Origin of the sequence: Nocardia sp. NBC_01377, assembly GCF_045040005.1 — a bacterium.
Lineage (GTDB): Bacteria > Actinomycetota > Actinomycetes > Mycobacteriales > Mycobacteriaceae > Nocardia > Nocardia noduli.
Window position 1 is genome coordinate 1,801,410 of the sequence record NZ_CP109566.1, and the last position, 14,888, is coordinate 1,816,297.

Here is a 14,888-nt window from a genome sequence, read left to right on the forward strand (position 1 = left end):
CGCGCCCCCGTCAGAGTGCGCGTATTCGCGACTCGATCAGATCCGCGACCGTGTTCGGTCGGGTGAGCGCCGGACTGTGCCCACCGTCCCAGTCCACCCGATATGTCGCCCGGCCCGCCATCGCGCGCTGGAGTTCGGGATGCACGACCTCGTCGGCGGTACACACGACGTAGGTCGACGGCACCCGATGCCAGGAGATCGCGTGCGGAACACCTCGAAACAGCAGACGTGAGACCGGTCGTAGCTTCGCGGCCGACCGCGCGGCGACTGCGGTGTGTGCGTCGCTGTAGAGCAGTCCCGGCCCGAGTGCCGGGTCCAGCGACACTTCGCCATTTTCGGTGTCGAGCCGCATCGCTTCCCCGATCCGGCTGTCGGGAAGCCCTCGATCGGGAAGTGTCCGGCTGATCGATTCTCCCGAATCGAGCTGGTACGCCGCGATATACATCAGTTCTCGCACCAGGGGATGGGCACCGGCCTCTGTGATGACCGCTCCGCCGTAGGAATGTCCGACGAGCACCGCCGGACGAGCGAATCGGTCGAGCGCGGCCCGTGTCGCGGCGATGTCGTCGGCCAACTCGGTCATCGGGAGTTCCACTGCGACAGTGTCGATCCCCCGCGACTCCAACGCCGCGACGACAGCGTCCCAGCACCACGCGCCGTGCCACAGACCGTGAACCAGTACAGCCCCGGCGGTGTCGCTCACGACCATCGCGGCCGACGCTTCTCCGCGAAAGCGGTCCGGCCCTCCACGTGGTCGGGATGCTCGGCCGCGGCACCCTGATGACGCGCTTCGATCGCGAGAGCCGCCTCGAAGGAGACCTCGCCGACGGTGCGGAACTGCTTCTTGGTCAGCGCCAGCGCATACGCCGGACCGGATGCCAGCAATTCGGCAAGGTTGTGCGCGCGAGCGGCGAGTTCGTCGTCGGGAACCACCTCGTTGAGCAGCCCGAGGGCGTGCGCCTCCGCGGCGCCGATCGAGCGGCCGCTCGCCGCGAACCAGAAGGCGCGGGCATACCCAAGCTCACGGACGAGATACCACGAGACGGCGCTATCGGGGACAAGCCCGACCTTGCCGAAAGCGCACGCGAATGAGGCACTCTCGGCGGCGAGGCGCTGATCGCAGGCCAGCGCCAGCCCCATCCCTGCGCCGACGGCCGGGCCGTTGACCGCGGCGATCACGGGTTTGGGCATGTCGGCGATGATCTGGACGATCGGGTTGTAGGAGCCGGCGACCGTTTCGTCGGCGTGCACCAGTTCGTCTGTCTCGGAGAGATCTTGGCCGACGCAGAATGCCCGACCGGTGCCCGCGAGGACGACGGCGCGTACCTCGGTATCGGCGGCGACGTTTCTCAGCGCGTCGATGAGTTGCCATCGTGTCGTGTGGTCCAACGCGTTCAACTTGCCGGGTCTATCGATCGAGACCGTCGCGATCGCGCCATCCCTCACCACGGTGACATTCACTGGACACTCCCCGCTTGGTGGCTGTCGGCATCGGGATGGATGACGCTGTGTTCGCGGCCTGCGACGGAATAGCCGCGCTCGGCATAGGGGAAGCCGTCGAGTTCGGTGTTCGCCGGGCGCATCTGGTAATACGATCGGATCTCACGAATGAGGCCGTCCTCGCCGGTGAACCACTCCGCGCCGCGGGTGGCGACTCGCTCGGTGCCCCCGTCGGGCGTCCACCACATCGTCCATTCGATCACGGACTGTTCCGGTGTGGCGCAGATACTCTCGACCACCCAGCGTGCGTCGATCATCCGCGTCACCTTGCGCCAGTAGCGTGCAAGATGCTCGGCCCCGACGACGGCTCGCGACCCGGTATTCGGTGTCAGGAACCAGTGCACTACGTCGGGGTGCAGGGTCCGCATCATCAGGTCGACGTCTCCGTCGGTACAGCCGTTGTAGTAGTCGGTGATCAGCGCGGTCCATGCTGTGGTCGTGGCCGCGGCGCGCGGTGGAGAGGTAGTCATCGCGTGGTCGGTCCTCATCGGTAGGTGTGGAATCCGGCGCCGGTCTTACGCCCGAGGCGTCCGGATCCGGCCAGCTCACGCAACGTCTCGGCAGGTGACAACCGAGGATCATCATCAACCGCTGCCATCGACTCGAGTGCCGCGATGGTCACGTCGATGCCGATCAGGTCGATCAACGCCAGCGGCCCCATCGGGTGCTCGGCGCCTCGCCGCAGAAGCTCGTCGACCTCGTCGACGCCGCGGCCGGATTCGTGAAGGCGCACGGCATCGTTGAGAAAAGGAATCAGTAGCCGGTTGACGATGAAGCCGCGCGAATCGGCACACGTCACCGGGGTTTTCCCGATAGCACGCACCCAACTTCCGGCGCTGGACCGCAGAGACTCGGCCCCGACGACATCATCGGGCACCACGACTTCGACGAGTTTCATCACCGCGGCGGGGTTGAAGAAATGCAACGCGAGGACAGGTCGCTCCGCCGTGAGGAACGGCCGGAGATCGGCCACTTCGAACGACGACGTGTTGGTCGCGACCGGCACGTGAGTGGGGATCGCCCTGTCGAGCTCCGACAGCACCGCGGCCTTGACGTCGAGATCCTCGGCGACGGCCTCCACCACGACATCGACGATCGAGAGGTCGGCGGCGTCGCCGGTGGTCCGCAGCCGCGCGAGCGCATCGGTCGCGGCTGTCTCTCCGAGACGGCCGCGCTCGCTCGCCCGCGTCAGACTCGCCGCCAGTCGATCCCGCACACGTTCACCCGACTCGGGGGAACGGGTCAACGCTATGACCTCACGGCCACTGCGGGTTACGGCCTCGGCGATCCCGGTGGCCATATGTCCGCTGCCGAGGATCCCGATCGAGCCTGTCCAGTCCGCACCGACCGCGGCCACCTCGACCGGTCCCGGGGCGACAGCCGGGGGCGTCCAGGTGATGCCGAATTCGCGTCGCTCGTCGGGGTCCAGCGTGGCGATCAACTCGAGCGGACCCTGGCGGTGCCCGGCCCCGAGTCGCATCGCCGCGTCGATGTCCGCGCCGGATGCGGTGCCGCGCTCCGCGAGAAGGATCGCGTCACGGAGCAGCCCCGCGAGCGCGTCGAGAGCTTCTCGTCGCGGTGGCACGACTTCCGCTGCGGGTTGGGGCATCACTGAGACCTCCTGCTCGACGACGATGACGCACGTCACGTCCCACTCAGTTTCCGACCGATGGCATTCGGACGGAAACGCTGATCCACGATGCGATGCCATCGCTGCCGGCGATACCCCGACTGGTCGTGCGGATGTGGTACGTGATGGAGCAATCGAAGAACCGGATGGCTTACCAGTCGAATGAAGCGTTTCCGCCGGATGTCTCTTTCCGGCATCCTCACTGTCAGCGGTGCGTGATCGACGCCGTAGGCACGAGGGCAGCAAGGAGGCTGGGACGTGGTCGAGATCGTGGCATCACCGCGTGAAGCGGTGGCGGGAATACCCGACGCAGCGACGGTGATGATCGGCGGGTTCGGCGAGGCCGGGCAACCGCTGGCGCTGGTCGAAGCGCTGATCGACTCGGGGGTCACCGACCTCACGGTGATCAACAACAACGCGGGCAGCGGGGATGTGGGCCTCGCGCGACTGATCGGTGCCGGACGGGTACGCAAGATCATCTGCTCGTTTCCCCGGCAATCGGACTCCTGGCACTTCGACGACAAGTACCGCAAGGGTGAAATAGAGCTCGAGTTGGTGCCCCAGGGCAACCTCGCCGAACGGATCCGTGCCGCCGGCGCCGGGATCGGCGCCTTCTTCACGCCTACCGGTTACGGCACGCTTCTCGCCGAGGGTAAGGAAACCCGCGAGATCGACGGCAGGCACTATGTGCTGGAGTACCCGCTGCGCGCCGACTACGCACTGATCAAGGCGCAGATCGCCGACGAGCGGGGGAATCTCGTCTACCGCAAGACCGCTCGCAACTTCGGCCCGATCATGGCCGCGGCCGCCGATACGACGATCGTGGAGGTCGCCGAGATCGTCGCGGCGGGTGGGCTCGATCCCGAACACGTGGTGACTCCCGCCATCTACGTCGACCGCGTGGTCCGGGTGGCATCTCTCCGCGAGGCCGAGAACTCGGCCGTCGCCGCACAGACAGGCGCAACCCGGTGACCGCTATCGACCCTGAAGCCCGGCGTGGTCTGAGCAAGATCCAGATCGCCGAGATCGTTGCCCGCGACATACCGCACGGTGCGTACGTGAACCTTGGTATCGGACTGCCGACCCAGGTCTCCAACCACCTGAAACCGGATAGCGCGGTGACGCTGCATACCGAGAACGGCATGCTGGGGATGGGCCCCGAGGCCCGAGCGGACGAGATCGATCAAGACCTCATCAACGCCGGTAAAGTTCCAGTGACCGAATTGTCCGGGGCATCGTATTTCCACCACGCGGATTCGTTCGCGATGATGCGCGGAGGACACCTGGACGTCTGCGTCCTGGGCGCCTATCAGGTCTCGGCGGCGGGCGATCTCGCCAACTGGCACACCGGGCGACCCGAGGATATCCCCGCGGTAGGTGGCGCGATGGATCTCGCCATCGGAGCCAAACAGACCTTTGTGATGATGAACCTGCTGGACCGGGCCGGGAACTCCAAATTGGTCGCAGAATGCACCTACCCGCTGACCGGGATGCGTTGCGTCAGTCGTGTCTACACCGACCTCGCGGTTTTCGTACTGGACCTGCGCACCGAGGATCCGCAGGTGGCCGTTCGTGAAACGTTCGGCACGACTTTCGATGAGTTGGTCGACATCGTCGGGCTACCGCTGGTGGACGCGAGCGTCCGGTGAGCCCGCGGCGGTCGTCGATCAGCCGCCATAGCCGCGAAGCAGTGGTGCGAGTCCGGCCGTATTCGAGCGGTGACATCAGTGCTGTTGTGCGGCTATCTGAATCCCCCCGGTGAGTCCGGAGACTTTCTGATTTGTGAACTCAGCGGTTGGCTGTGGTTCCGTGTTGAGCGTAGTAGAGGGTTTCGAGTTCGGCTGGTGGGATGTCGCCGCAGTATTCGTAGAGTCTGCGGTGGTTGTACCAGTCGACCCATTCCAGGGTGGCGATCTCGACGTGTTCGACTGTGCGCCATGGTTTTCGGGGTTTGATCAGTTCGGTTTTGTAGAGCCCGTTGATCGACTCGGCGAGGGCGTTGTCGTAGCTGTCGCCGGTCGAGCCGATCGAGGCGTCGATCCCGGCTTCGATCAGCCGGTCGGTGAAGGCGATCGAGGTGTATTGCACGCCGATCCGGACCGTCGAAGCCTGCTTGGTGCGCCGGTGCCACGTTCGGTGGCCGTGCCGCGTCCGGTCGACGATCCACCAGGTCCCGGAACTCCCCCTGTCCCGGGTCGGGACTGCTGCGGCCACCTCCGCCAGAGGTGCCGACCTGTGTGCTCGGTTCTTCGGGGCGTGCGCGTCTAGTGGATTCCGTTCGCCGGCCGGTGCGACGCACATGGTCGACGAATCGGCGGCGGAGGCAGCAGGGTTCGTCGATGTCAGCGCGGTGCCGACGAGTGCTGGTCGGTGTGACCGCGGGGGCCGCCGAGGAGGTCGAGAACTGCGGCTCTTGCCTCGGGATGGGCTCGGGTGTCTTCGAGTTCTATCAGGGCGCACTCGGCGTTCGCGGCAATCCACAGGCGCGCCGCGGCACGGGGGCGCGGCCAGCCCATCGCGACGAAGTCCGGGGTGAGGAACTCGACGTTGCTCTGATTGCGTCGGATGACCTCGTCCTGAATCGGTAGCAGGGCGCGTGCCTCGAGGATGAGGGCCCGCACACCTCGGTGGCGCAGGCACCCGTCCAGATAGGTTCGCGACACTATGGCCAGGCGATCGCGTCCGGGAGCGCTCGCAGTGACAGCGCGCTGAACTCTGTCGAAGAGCTCGTCGTGGAAGCTGCGGTGCAGCGCGACGAGGTAGGTGGCGCGGTCGCCGAAGTGGTGGAAGAAGGTCCCCTTGGAGACTCCCGCGGCCTCGACGAGCACGTTGACACTCAGACCATCCAGACCTGTCGTCTCCGCCAGCGCGTATCCGGCATCGAGCAGCAAAGCTCGCGTGCGCGCCTTGGCGGCCTGGCGAGTGTTGCCGACTGGCGAGACGGACACGATGCCTCCTTTCGATGCGGACTGACCGCCCGAGGGCCGAGCGACGCCCTCATCTTCTCTCGCGCAACGACCTTGCAGAAACCCGAATAACCTCCTATCGTATATGTGACCGACCGGTCGGTCAATGAAGGAGTGACATGCCCGCAATCGAACTGTCCACAGGTCCGGTGTCCTACAGTGATGACGGCAGCGGACCCGCGGTCGTGTTGTTGCATGCCACGCTGCACGACCGCACCGACTACGACGCCGTGGCGGCCGCTCTGGCCTCGACCAACCGGGTTATCGCCCTGGACTGGCCGGGGCACGGCGCTTCCCCGTCACCGCCCGCGCCTCTGCGTGAAACAGCGGTGCTCTACGGCGAAGTCCTCGAGGAGTTCGTCCTCGCCCTCGGACTGCAACGCGTCGTGGTCGTCGGCAACTCTGTCGGTGGTTATGCCGCCTGCAGTCTGGCTCTCACCCACCCCGAGCGCGTCGCCGGTCTGGTTATCGCGCAGGGCTCGGGATTCGTACCTCCTACACCGCTCATCAAGGCCTTTTGCCGCCTGCAAGGCCGACCTTGGGCGGTGCGAATGGGCTTCCGTCACAGCGTTCCCCGCTACATGGCGCCGCGAAGCGTCCACGACGAACAGATCGTCGAGAGCGTGATCGCCCGCTCACAGACCCGTGAAGGTTCGCGCACCGCCGCGAATCTGTGGGCCAGCTTCAACGACTCGCGCCAGGACCTTCGCGCGCGAGCAGTCGACATCACCGCCCCGACCCTGATCACCTGGGGCATGCTCGACAAGAGCCTCAAAGTCCAGTGGGGTAAGGCCATTCACACGGCGATACCACATTCGACCTGGGTCGAAATGGACACAGGTCACGTCCCTTTCGCCTCCGATACGGCGGCATGGCTGTCGATCGTGGCCCCCTTCATCGCCGAAACCCACGCCGCAACGAGCAAGCACCAGCAGGCACGACTCGATCCCATCGACGACGGCAAGCAATAAGAAGCACGGTCATTGCCGAGATCGGACGATCACCGGTCCTCGCAGACAGCCCGCACCCGGGAACGCCCGCACCCGGGTAGGTTCTCGTCCAACTCGGCGCTGCGGCCCTGCACCCCGTCGACGTCGACATCGTCTCCGGCACGCACCCGCACGGAACGCCGCAGACTCCCTATATCCCCGGCGTCGCGGTCGTCGTGGCCGGCTCTGCTGATCTCCTCGGCACGCGCGTTCGCCTACACGGCGCGGGAGGGTTCGGTCCAGGCACCCCCGATGTCGATTTCGTCATCGGCGTGGCGAAGATGGTGACGCGTCCGGCGTTGGTGGCGTGATCTGGCCCGGCTCGATACCGAAGGCCGGGCGCTCGCCGTCGAACTCGCCCCCGTGCGCGTCAACGTGATCCAGCCCGGCGTGATCCGCACCGAACTATGGGACAGGAGTGTCCCGGACCCGGAGGCCTTCCTCCACGACGCCGCGTCCGCACTGCTCACGCAGCGTGTCGGCACCCCCGAGGAAGCCGCAGCAGCCTATCTCTTCATCCTGGACAACGCCTACGTCACCGGCACCACGCTCGCGATAGACGGTGCCGCGCCACCCACCAGGCCACCACCGCCCTCAACGCCCGCGCACGCCCTGGGGCCGGGGACGCCCCGCTTCGGGTGAACGGTGTGGACAGGTCGGCGATCACCCGCGGTTACCTCAGTCGATAACCCAGCACGAAGTCGACGGCGTATTCGGTCACGCCATCACTGTCTCCGTCCAGGAGATGACCGCCGTCATCGAGGGCAAGCATCCGCACCTGCGCCGGACCGAAATCGTAGGTCTCGACCGTGGCGCCGTGTTCGAATCCGCGGCCGGGATCGGCCTCCTGACGCAGCACGCGAGGTCGAGGATGACTCGCCATCGCGAGGGTCGCGGAGTTGGCGCCGACCCACTGCCCCACCGCCATCCGCCCGAGCGGAACAGTGCTGAGGGGATCGGTGTTGCTCTCTACCACCAGAACCGGCAACGGGCGTGCGCGAGAACCCATTTCGGCGTGTGCGGCGAGCCCGGTGGTATCCGTGCCGCCCGCGTAGGCCCCAATCCCGGCGATGATCGGTGGCTGCTCCGATGCTGGTCACTCTCACGTCTCGAGTTCCAACACGCGTCGGCTTCGGCGACCGCGACGACCCTGCCATCACTATGATCGGCGGCACATCCTGAAGAAGGGCGTATCGGGCGGACTCCGGATCAGTCGGTCTGTTTCCGGCGTTGACGAAGGGCGCGCATGGATACCTGTGAGCCGCATCCGGGACTGCAATAGCGGGCGGCTCGGTTACGGGTTCGATCGATGAAGCCGAAGTGGCACGGCGGGTTGCAGCATGCCTTGATGCGCGCCCATTCGCCGCTGTGCGCCGCCTCGGTCACCGCGGCCAGAACGGTTCCCAAGACACCGGGGATACCCGTGGAACCCGCGATGAGATGTGCCGATTCAGCGGTGATGACGGTTGCGAGCGGGTATCGGACGCCGGTGTGTGCCAGATGTTTCTCTGCCTCGATTATCTGGGCGTCGGAGAGGTCATTGTCGCCGGCGTGGGCCAGTAGAACTGTCACCAGAGCGTCACGAAGTTCGCGTGCGGCCGCCGCGTCGGAATCCGTCACCACCGTGCCGCTGTCGAGAAGGCTGTGTGTCATCGCCCAGTCGGAGAGTTCCGCGGCCGTGCCGAAGGTCTCGACGCGCCCGGCGCCGTCGGCGCGGGTGTTGACGAACTGCAACACCAGTTCGGTCGCGTCGCGGCTCCATGTCGATGAACCATGCATCACGTTCACTCCTACACGGTACAGCCCGATGAGTCCATATCTGATTCGATGGCAACTTTATCTGGACTCCAGCTTGATTTGTTGTGATCTAACTGATTACGCTCACAACATGACGATTTCAGCTAACACTGTTCCCGTATGGTTCATCACCGGAGCTTCCTCCGGAATCGGGCGCGAACTCGTGCGCCAAGCACTCGAAGCGGGTGAGGTGGTAGTGGCGCTCGCCCGAGACACAAGCCCCCTCGGCGATCTGGGCGAATCCGATCGTTTACTGACAATCGACGCGGATGTGCGCGACGAGACGGCGGTACTGAACGCGGTCGAGCGGACGGTCGCGCGCTTCGGCCGCATCGACGTCGTGGCGAACAATGCGGGGTATGGACTGTTCGGCGCGGTAGAGGAGGTGGACGACGCTCGAGCGCGGGCGATCTTCGACACCAATGTCTTCGGTGTGCTCAACGTGCTGCGTGCGACGTTGCCTGTTCTGCGAGGCCAGCGGTCGGGTCATATTCTGCAGGGCTCGTCCTACTATGGCCAGACCGCAGATCCCGGCGTGGGCCTGCTCGCGGCGACGAAGTACGCGGTCGAAGGGCTTTCGGACGCGCTGGTAGCCGAGGTGGCCCCGTTGGGCATCCGTGTGACTCTCGTTCAACCGGGACTTACCGCGACTCCCTTCCTGGGCAACCTCGACGCCGCCGCGACGACGCATGTCGACTACGACCAGACGGTTCGCGCTGTGCAGCAGGCGATCCAGGCGTTGCCGACGTCGGCGTTCTCCGACGTCGATCGGGTGGTGGCCGGTATCCGTGCAGCCGTGGCCAGTGACAATCCGCCCCGACGACTCGCCCTGGGGGTCGCCGGTGCCGACAATATGCGCGCGGCGCTCGCCGCGCGCATCGTCGACCTCGACGAATGGGCCCCGGTCACCAACACCGTCGATGCTTGACGCCCGAGTTCGCTACCCCCGGGCAGGATCAGCGCAGATATAGGCACGGTTCTCGCTGCGCCCTTCCACGGATCGGTCGGTAGGTCCGCCTGAGCGACACCCTGGCCATGAGGTCTCCGGCTCGTTGGTCATCGAGTCCGGAGACCTTGTCGAGATACCAATGCGCACAGCGGTTTTCGCACTATGGATCGACAGGTCGGCCATTCGGGAGGTGTGTCCGAAGCACTGCCCACGATGGTGCCGATGTGCTGCGGGGACGGTCGCATGCGGCCGACAGTGCTGTATTTGGATGGCAGCGATGGTTGCATCGTGATCATTCTCGAGGGTTGTTCGAAGGACCGCGCACCCCTGTCTGCTGGTGTGTTGCCCCCTGTGAGGTGGCACAGGATGTGTTTGCCTGCTGGGTGAGGGTGAAGCGGGCGCCGCAGGGGTCGGTGAGTGCTCCGATGACGTCGGTGTCGGGTGTGGCGCCGAGTCGTTCGGCATGCTCGCGGGTTGTCGTCGGGTCGGCGACCGGGAATCGGATCAGCCATGGTGAGGGGCGCACGGGCGTAGCGACGGGGGACCACGTGGCGATGGATTGTCCGTTCGTGGTGATGGTGCCGTCGGTCCGCAGTCGCCAATCCAGTACGGCGTGCAGGAATGCCCGGGATCCCTGCGTGTCGTCGACGAACAGGTGGGCATCGATCCTTGTGCCTCGGTGTTGTCGAGGTTGCCACATCGAGAACGGGATCCCCTGAGGACTTCTGGCCACGGCTCCGATTCCGGCCTCGCCCGCGACGGTGGGCGGGACGAGGATCGTCGCACCCGCGGACTGGGCGGTTCGGGTGATGGCATGGATGTCGAGAGTTGTGACGTAGATGGTCCAGTACGGTGCGCCGTCGTCTTCCGCTCGCCCCAAGGCGGCGATGGGCTCGTCGTGGAGTGAGGCGATGCGGTAACCGGTGTCGTCGGGATCATCGATGGACCAGCCGAGTAGTTGCTGGTAGAAGTCGGCCGCGCGGTCGGTGTCGATGACGCCGAGGTCGATCCAGCAGAGATCGTGTGTTGTCACGCGGGCCTGCCCAGTGCGTTGAGCAGGAGGGTGGTGAATTCTTCGACGTCCTGGTCGCTTTGGGCGGTGATGAGGGTTTTGTCGATGTGGGTGCGGTCGGGGGTCCAGGTGGCGCCCGCGTTGGTGAGGTCGGTGGCGAGGCTGGGCCAGGCGGCGAGTGTGCGGCCTGCGACCAGGTCGGCGTCGATCAGTGTCCAGGGGGCGTGGCAGATGGCGGCGATCGGTGTGCCGCTCGCGTCGGCTTCGCGTAGGAACCGGTGTGCCTTCGAATTCAGACGCAGGATGTCGGGATTGGCGACGCCGCCGGGTAGGACGACCGCGGTGTAGTCGGCGGCTCGGGCGTCGGCGATCGTCAGATGCACCGGGTGGCGGCCGACTCGATCGAGATGACGGTAGGTATGGACGTGTCCGGTGGTCGGGGCGAGCAGCACCGGGTGGAATCCCGCGGCCGCGACGGCCTGCCAGGGGTGGACGAGTTCTCTGTCTTCGACGCCGTCGTTGGCGACGAGGAAGGCGACCGCGCGTGCTGTGGAGTGAGGCATCTGGCTGGTCCTTGCTTCGAGGGTGCGCATCGGTGGCCCCGACCTCGGGTCGGGGCCACCTCGGGTCTGTCAGTGGGTATCGGCGGTGATCGCGGCGATGAGGGCTTCATCGGTGTAGGCGACGCCTGCGATTCCCCATGCGCCGTCGGGTGCGTTGAGGATGTTGACCCAGGTGTCGGCCCGTTGGTGGCCGGTGACGGTGAGGACGTCGACGATGTCGGTGGCGGCGGCGATGAACGCGGCTCGGGTTGCGATGTCGGGCAGTCCGATGTTGGGCAGTTTCAACTCGACCATCACCACCGGTCGGTTGATTCCTCCGGCGTAGACGTGTTCGGGATCCAGGAGGTGGACGGTGCCGCCCACGATCGAGGTGAAGGCCACGTTGCCGGTGGCGCCACTGACCTCGACGAGTGCGGCGGTCAGTCGGGGCAGGATTTCGTGTTCGCCGTGTTCGGTGAGCACGCCGAGTGGGGCGGTGACGGTGATGGGCATGGGTGTCCTCCTACAGTCTCTCGCTAGTACGTACGTACTAGCGAGAGGAAGTGTGCAGTAGGATGGCCGTACTAGTCAAGCTTCGGGAGGTTTTCGTGTCCGTCGATACCCGATCACGGATGATCGATGCCGCTGTTGCGGCATTGCAACAGCGCGGCGTAGCCGGGATGTCGTTCACCGAGATCCTGTCCACCGCCGGTGCTGCGCGCGGGGCGATCTATCACCATTTCCCCGGTGGCAAGAAGGAGCTCGTCGCCGAGGCGGCCCTGCGTAACGGCGCCGATGTGCGGGCGGTGCTGGCCGAGGTGCCCGGTGACAGTCCCGTCGCGGTGGTGGAGAACTTTCTGGCGACGGTGCGTCCGGTCGTGCAGGCATCCGCCGCCGGTGGTGGATGCGCGGTCGCGGCGCTGACCGTGTCCCCGGAGGACGAGCAGTTGCGCGAGATCGCGGCTCGGGCGTTCGATTCCTGGACTACGGCGTTGGCGGAGCGGCTGATCGCCGCGGGCGTCCCGGATCCCGGTTCGGCGGAGAGTCTGGCCGCGATGCTCATCGGCCTGTTGGAAGGAGTGCACGTCACCTGCCGTGCCGCGGGCTCGATAAACCCGTTCGAGCAGGCCGCACGGGCGGCGATCGAACTCGTGCGCGTACGTTACTCGCCCTCGTAATATATCGACGCAGTCTCGCCTGACTGCACCGCGAGCCGTCGCAACCTCAGTTGGTAGGTCCGCCTGGCCGACACCTCCGGCCATGAGGTCTCCGGCTCGTTGGTCGTCGAGTCCGGAGCCGCGGTCACCGCCGCCATCACCACCCCGCCCGGCAGCCACCTCGTCCTGGTCGAAGCGCAACCAGGTGTTCCGAGAACAGAGCCGGCGACGCCACGCTGATCTCTGCCATCGAGGCGCGTGGGGCTATGACACAAAGCGCCCGAGGAGCTTCGACTTTGACGATCGAGGACCTGGCGGCTACTGCTTGATCTACGGCACCGCGGACGCGGGGGTGATGGGACACGAAACCCCGACGACCACGTGGCCGCGGTGTTGAAGCGGCACGGCTATTGCCTGCCGATCGCGACGACAACGCCGGAAGCGGCCTTCCTGGTCCTTCGTCGCCGATCGGATGTCGCGACCAGCTTCTACGCGGTGAAGATCTTTCCCGAGAGCATCGCCGCCGCACTGGAGGAACCCGAGATCAGCGCCGCGGTCACGGGCAAGTTCGTGCTGTCGACCCGGACAGACGAAGCGTTCGCGCAGTGCCTCGACCTGAGGGTCGAACCGCGCGAGAAGGTGCTGGCCACCCCGGGTTTCATCGAGCTGCTGACCGAACGCGTGGTAGCGGCGCTCGATCGGACCAATTCCGAGTTCCGGCAGCTGCGCATCGTGCGCGGTGATGCCGCTGTACCGGTGGTCACGCCGGAACCCTTCGGCAGCGACCGCTTCCACTTCGAGATCAAGCACAGGTACTCGGGAGATAACGCTTGATCCGGATTCGACCGCGCCGGGGACAGCGCGCTGCTCGTCCCCGGCTTCGGCCATCGGATCATCGACTCGTGGCGAGTCCGCCCCGCGGCGGGTACGCGGTCACCAGGCCGGGACTTCCAGTGTGCGTTCGATGGAGCTATACCGGCTGCCGCTCGCCGCGGTCGGCGACCGCGGCGGCTACCCACGAAGCGCCCGGGTCTTGTTCCTGCGGGTCGGTCATGGTGCGGCCAGATTCTCGGCGCGATCGGGGTGGTCGAGTTTCGCTGTAGGCCAGGCGTAAGTGGTCTTCGAAGGCGTTGTGCAGGTAGCTGCTGCCGACATGGCTCTTTCTGTTGTGGCGCAGCATTTTTCCGGTGCCTGTGTCAGGTGGTGGCATGTTCGAATCCTGTCAGCGCGGACAGGGGCAAACCCTTTTCGACCAGCATCGGGAGGGGTTTGCCATTCACCCGCCAGGGGCGGGAGCGCCCATGCGGTGATACCCGCGACGGTCCGTGACGAGGCCGTTTCCACCACTGTCATCGCCCACCGCGTTCGTTCGATCATCACGTGCGTCCTTCTGGTCTACGGCAATCGACACCAATGCGATGGTGGAGCCTATTTCCGAAGCGCAGCGGCAGCAGCCCGACAGGCGATCGAACCGAGCGAATCCACCACCGCACCCACCCCCGGCGCGACAGCCATAACTCATGCTACGACCGCTCACCGACGGACCCTTGTCGCTCGATACGCGCACGGCGGTGGGAGATCGCAACTCGGAGAAGCGGTAATGAAGCGGCGTACTCGGCGCAGCAGATCCAGTTTGTGAATCTCCGGGCCGACGGGTTCCACCGGCCCTCGGAATATCGCGGTGCTGGTGGCAACCACCGGATGCCGAAGTAATTGCGGCCCTTCGAAATAGGGGCACGGGGTCGGTCTCTGTAGTGTCGCCGAGTCCGTCGATCCCATGAGAGGCGAGTACCGAATATGTCGTCGCAAAAGAAATCTGTGAACGGGTTCGAGGCCGCCGGGTTGGCTGTGGCCGCCGCCGCGCTGACGACCGTCGCATGGTCGAGTACCGGCACGGCCTCGGCTGCCGAGGGCGATAGCTGGATCGTCACCGTGTGCAGGGTGTGAGCCCCGATATCGTCGACTTTCCCTACTCCGGTCAGGTGGTCGGGGCGCAGTACAAGGGCACCCCGTATTTCACGATCCATGCGGGTGGCAGCATCTGGGGTGGGTACGGAACGGAAGTCACGCTCAACTGGACGAACCTGACCACCGGTGCGTCGGGGTCGGAAACCGGAAGCGGCTCAGTTGGTTTCGTGATCGGCAACGGCAGCACCATCCATTTCGACCCACCCACCGGCGCCGGTACGATCCGGACCGATTTCGTGGTCCGCAACTCCGGATTGGTGCCCCAACAGGTCACCTGCTCCGGGATCTCCGAAATCTCGTAGCGGAACCGCGGCTGGTCCCGGCTCGGTGGGTCGGGACCGGATGCGCACGGGCACATCGCCGAACCGGCAGCCTGCG

20 protein-coding genes and 1 pseudogene are annotated in these 14,888 nt (G+C 65.8%); 9 read left to right on the plus strand and 12 right to left on the minus strand.

The window, feature by feature from the left end:
• Nucleotides 1-10: 10 nt before the first annotated feature.
• From OG225_RS08020 to OG225_RS08035, 4 genes are read right to left on the minus strand one after another with little or no spacing between them, the layout of a single operon-like run.
• Nucleotides 11-709, minus strand: coding sequence for an alpha/beta fold hydrolase (locus tag OG225_RS08020; RefSeq protein ID WP_405181087.1), 699 nt, complete (start codon nt 707-709; stop codon nt 11-13).
• Nucleotides 700-1,461, minus strand: a complete 762-nt coding sequence (locus OG225_RS08025) for an enoyl-CoA hydratase/isomerase family protein (RefSeq protein WP_405181088.1) — start codon at nt 1,459-1,461, stop codon at nt 700-702. The genes OG225_RS08020 and OG225_RS08025 overlap by 10 nt, the downstream gene beginning before the upstream one ends.
• Nucleotides 1,458-1,970 (minus strand): nuclear transport factor 2 family protein, encoded by a 513-nt coding sequence (locus OG225_RS08030; RefSeq protein WP_405181089.1) that lies wholly within the window; start codon nt 1,968-1,970, stop codon nt 1,458-1,460. The genes OG225_RS08025 and OG225_RS08030 overlap by 4 nt, the downstream gene beginning before the upstream one ends.
• A gap of 14 nt (nt 1,971-1,984) precedes the next feature.
• Entirely contained in the window at nt 1,985-3,109 is a 1,125-nt protein-coding gene (locus OG225_RS08035; RefSeq protein WP_405181090.1) for a 3-hydroxyacyl-CoA dehydrogenase NAD-binding domain-containing protein, read from the minus strand.
• Nucleotides 3,110-3,388: 279 nt separating this feature from the next.
• Between OG225_RS08035 and OG225_RS08040 the strand changes: the two genes are divergently transcribed.
• Together OG225_RS08040 and OG225_RS08045 are read left to right on the plus strand one after the other, a co-directional pair.
• Nucleotides 3,389-4,102 (plus strand): 3-oxoacid CoA-transferase subunit A, encoded by a 714-nt coding sequence (locus OG225_RS08040; protein WP_405181091.1) that lies wholly within the window; start codon nt 3,389-3,391, stop codon nt 4,100-4,102.
• Nucleotides 4,099-4,779: a 3-oxoacid CoA-transferase subunit B gene (locus OG225_RS08045; RefSeq protein ID WP_405181092.1), complete on the plus strand. Its 681-nt coding sequence runs from the start codon at nt 4,099-4,101 to the stop codon at nt 4,777-4,779. The genes OG225_RS08040 and OG225_RS08045 overlap by 4 nt, the downstream gene beginning before the upstream one ends.
• Before the next feature lie 139 nt (nt 4,780-4,918).
• On the opposite strand, the pseudogene OG225_RS08050 reads toward OG225_RS08045, so the two are convergent.
• Nucleotides 4,919-5,221, minus strand: a pseudogene (locus tag OG225_RS08050) (integrase core domain-containing protein); the annotation flags it as partial.
• Nucleotides 5,222-5,472: 251 nt separating this feature from the next.
• Complete coding sequence (locus OG225_RS08055) at nt 5,473-6,078, minus strand: TetR/AcrR family transcriptional regulator (RefSeq protein ID WP_405181093.1); 606 nt, start codon at nt 6,076-6,078, stop codon at nt 5,473-5,475.
• 137 nt (nt 6,079-6,215) lie between these two features.
• Between OG225_RS08055 and OG225_RS08060 the strand changes: the two genes are divergently transcribed.
• Together OG225_RS08060 and OG225_RS08065 are read left to right on the plus strand one after the other, a co-directional pair.
• Nucleotides 6,216-7,067: an alpha/beta fold hydrolase gene (locus OG225_RS08060; protein ID WP_405181094.1), complete on the plus strand. Its 852-nt coding sequence runs from the start codon at nt 6,216-6,218 to the stop codon at nt 7,065-7,067.
• Between the two features lie 330 nt (nt 7,068-7,397).
• The gene (locus OG225_RS08065; RefSeq protein WP_405183216.1) at nt 7,398-7,727 is read left to right on the plus strand and encodes an SDR family oxidoreductase; all 330 of its coding nucleotides are present in this window, start codon (nt 7,398-7,400) and stop codon (nt 7,725-7,727) included.
• A gap of 31 nt (nt 7,728-7,758) precedes the next feature.
• Here OG225_RS08065 and OG225_RS08070 read toward each other — a convergent pair whose 3' ends face one another.
• Together OG225_RS08070 and OG225_RS08075 are read right to left on the minus strand one after the other, a co-directional pair.
• The gene (locus OG225_RS08070) at nt 7,759-8,013 is read right to left on the minus strand and encodes a hypothetical protein (RefSeq protein WP_405181095.1); all 255 of its coding nucleotides are present in this window, start codon (nt 8,011-8,013) and stop codon (nt 7,759-7,761) included.
• A gap of 281 nt (nt 8,014-8,294) precedes the next feature.
• A complete protein-coding gene (locus tag OG225_RS08075; RefSeq protein WP_405183217.1) occupies nt 8,295-8,864 on the minus strand; it encodes a CGNR zinc finger domain-containing protein in 570 nt (189 codons plus the stop codon).
• Between the two features lie 28 nt (nt 8,865-8,892).
• Between OG225_RS08075 and OG225_RS08080 the strand changes: the two genes are divergently transcribed.
• Nucleotides 8,893-9,810 (plus strand): SDR family NAD(P)-dependent oxidoreductase, encoded by a 918-nt coding sequence (locus OG225_RS08080; protein WP_405181096.1) that lies wholly within the window; start codon nt 8,893-8,895, stop codon nt 9,808-9,810.
• Between the two features lie 313 nt (nt 9,811-10,123).
• On the opposite strand, the gene OG225_RS08085 is transcribed toward OG225_RS08080, so the two are convergent.
• The 3 genes from OG225_RS08085 to OG225_RS08095 all read right to left on the minus strand — a co-directional run bounded on the left by OG225_RS08085 (nt 10,124) and on the right by OG225_RS08095 (nt 11,898).
• Nucleotides 10,124-10,864, minus strand: coding sequence for a VOC family protein (locus OG225_RS08085; RefSeq protein ID WP_405181097.1), 741 nt, complete (start codon nt 10,862-10,864; stop codon nt 10,124-10,126).
• Nucleotides 10,861-11,406: a DJ-1/PfpI family protein gene (locus OG225_RS08090; RefSeq protein WP_405181098.1), complete on the minus strand. Its 546-nt coding sequence runs from the start codon at nt 11,404-11,406 to the stop codon at nt 10,861-10,863. Before OG225_RS08090 ends, OG225_RS08085 begins: the two co-directional genes overlap by 4 nt.
• A gap of 69 nt (nt 11,407-11,475) precedes the next feature.
• Nucleotides 11,476-11,898 (minus strand): hypothetical protein, encoded by a 423-nt coding sequence (locus OG225_RS08095; protein WP_405181099.1) that lies wholly within the window; start codon nt 11,896-11,898, stop codon nt 11,476-11,478.
• Nucleotides 11,899-11,993: 95 nt separating this feature from the next.
• On the opposite strand from OG225_RS08095, the gene OG225_RS08100 reads away from it, so the two are divergent.
• Complete coding sequence (locus OG225_RS08100) at nt 11,994-12,563, plus strand: TetR/AcrR family transcriptional regulator (RefSeq protein ID WP_405181100.1); 570 nt, start codon at nt 11,994-11,996, stop codon at nt 12,561-12,563.
• Nucleotides 12,564-12,923: 360 nt separating this feature from the next.
• Entirely contained in the window at nt 12,924-13,376 is a 453-nt protein-coding gene (locus OG225_RS08105) for a hypothetical protein (protein ID WP_405181101.1), read from the plus strand.
• 136 nt (nt 13,377-13,512) lie between these two features.
• On the opposite strand, the gene OG225_RS08110 is transcribed toward OG225_RS08105, so the two are convergent.
• A complete protein-coding gene (locus OG225_RS08110) occupies nt 13,513-13,752 on the minus strand; it encodes a hypothetical protein (protein ID WP_405181102.1) in 240 nt (79 codons plus the stop codon).
• A 608-nt stretch (nt 13,753-14,360) separates the two neighbouring features.
• Here OG225_RS08110 and OG225_RS08115 point away from each other — a divergent pair.
• Together OG225_RS08115 and OG225_RS08120 are read left to right on the plus strand one after the other, a co-directional pair.
• Complete coding sequence (locus OG225_RS08115; RefSeq protein ID WP_405181103.1) at nt 14,361-14,489, plus strand: hypothetical protein; 129 nt, start codon at nt 14,361-14,363, stop codon at nt 14,487-14,489.
• On the plus strand, nt 14,477-14,812 hold the full coding sequence (locus OG225_RS08120; RefSeq protein ID WP_405181104.1) for a hypothetical protein: 336 nt from the start codon (nt 14,477-14,479) through the stop codon (nt 14,810-14,812). The genes OG225_RS08115 and OG225_RS08120 overlap by 13 nt, the downstream gene beginning before the upstream one ends.
• The last annotated feature ends 76 nt before the right edge of the window (nt 14,813-14,888 follow it).

Excerpts from the sequence above, each read along its gene's own strand:
- OG225_RS08020 (WP_405181087.1), bottom strand. The coding sequence starts at position 709 with ATGGTCGTGAGCGACACCGCCGGGGCTGTACTGGTTCACGGTCTGTGG.
- OG225_RS08030 (WP_405181089.1), bottom strand. The coding sequence starts at position 1,970 with ATGACTACCTCTCCACCGCGCGCCGCGGCCACGACCACAGCATGGACC.
- OG225_RS08035 (WP_405181090.1), bottom strand. The coding sequence starts at position 3,109 with ATGCCCCAACCCGCAGCGGAAGTCGTGCCACCGCGACGAGAAGCTCTC.
- OG225_RS08060 (WP_405181094.1), top strand. The coding sequence starts at position 6,216 with ATGCCCGCAATCGAACTGTCCACAGGTCCGGTGTCCTACAGTGATGAC.
- OG225_RS08070 (WP_405181095.1), bottom strand. The coding sequence starts at position 8,013 with ATGGCGGTGGGGCAGTGGGTCGGCGCCAACTCCGCGACCCTCGCGATG.
- OG225_RS08075 (WP_405183217.1), bottom strand. The coding sequence starts at position 8,864 with ATGCATGGTTCATCGACATGGAGCCGCGACGCGACCGAACTGGTGTTG.
- OG225_RS08080 (WP_405181096.1), top strand. The coding sequence starts at position 8,893 with ATGAGTCCATATCTGATTCGATGGCAACTTTATCTGGACTCCAGCTTG.
- OG225_RS08090 (WP_405181098.1), bottom strand. The coding sequence starts at position 11,406 with ATGCCTCACTCCACAGCACGCGCGGTCGCCTTCCTCGTCGCCAACGAC.
- OG225_RS08095 (WP_405181099.1), bottom strand. The coding sequence starts at position 11,898 with ATGCCCATCACCGTCACCGCCCCACTCGGCGTGCTCACCGAACACGGC.
- OG225_RS08110 (WP_405181102.1), bottom strand. The coding sequence starts at position 13,752 with ATGCCACCACCTGACACAGGCACCGGAAAAATGCTGCGCCACAACAGA.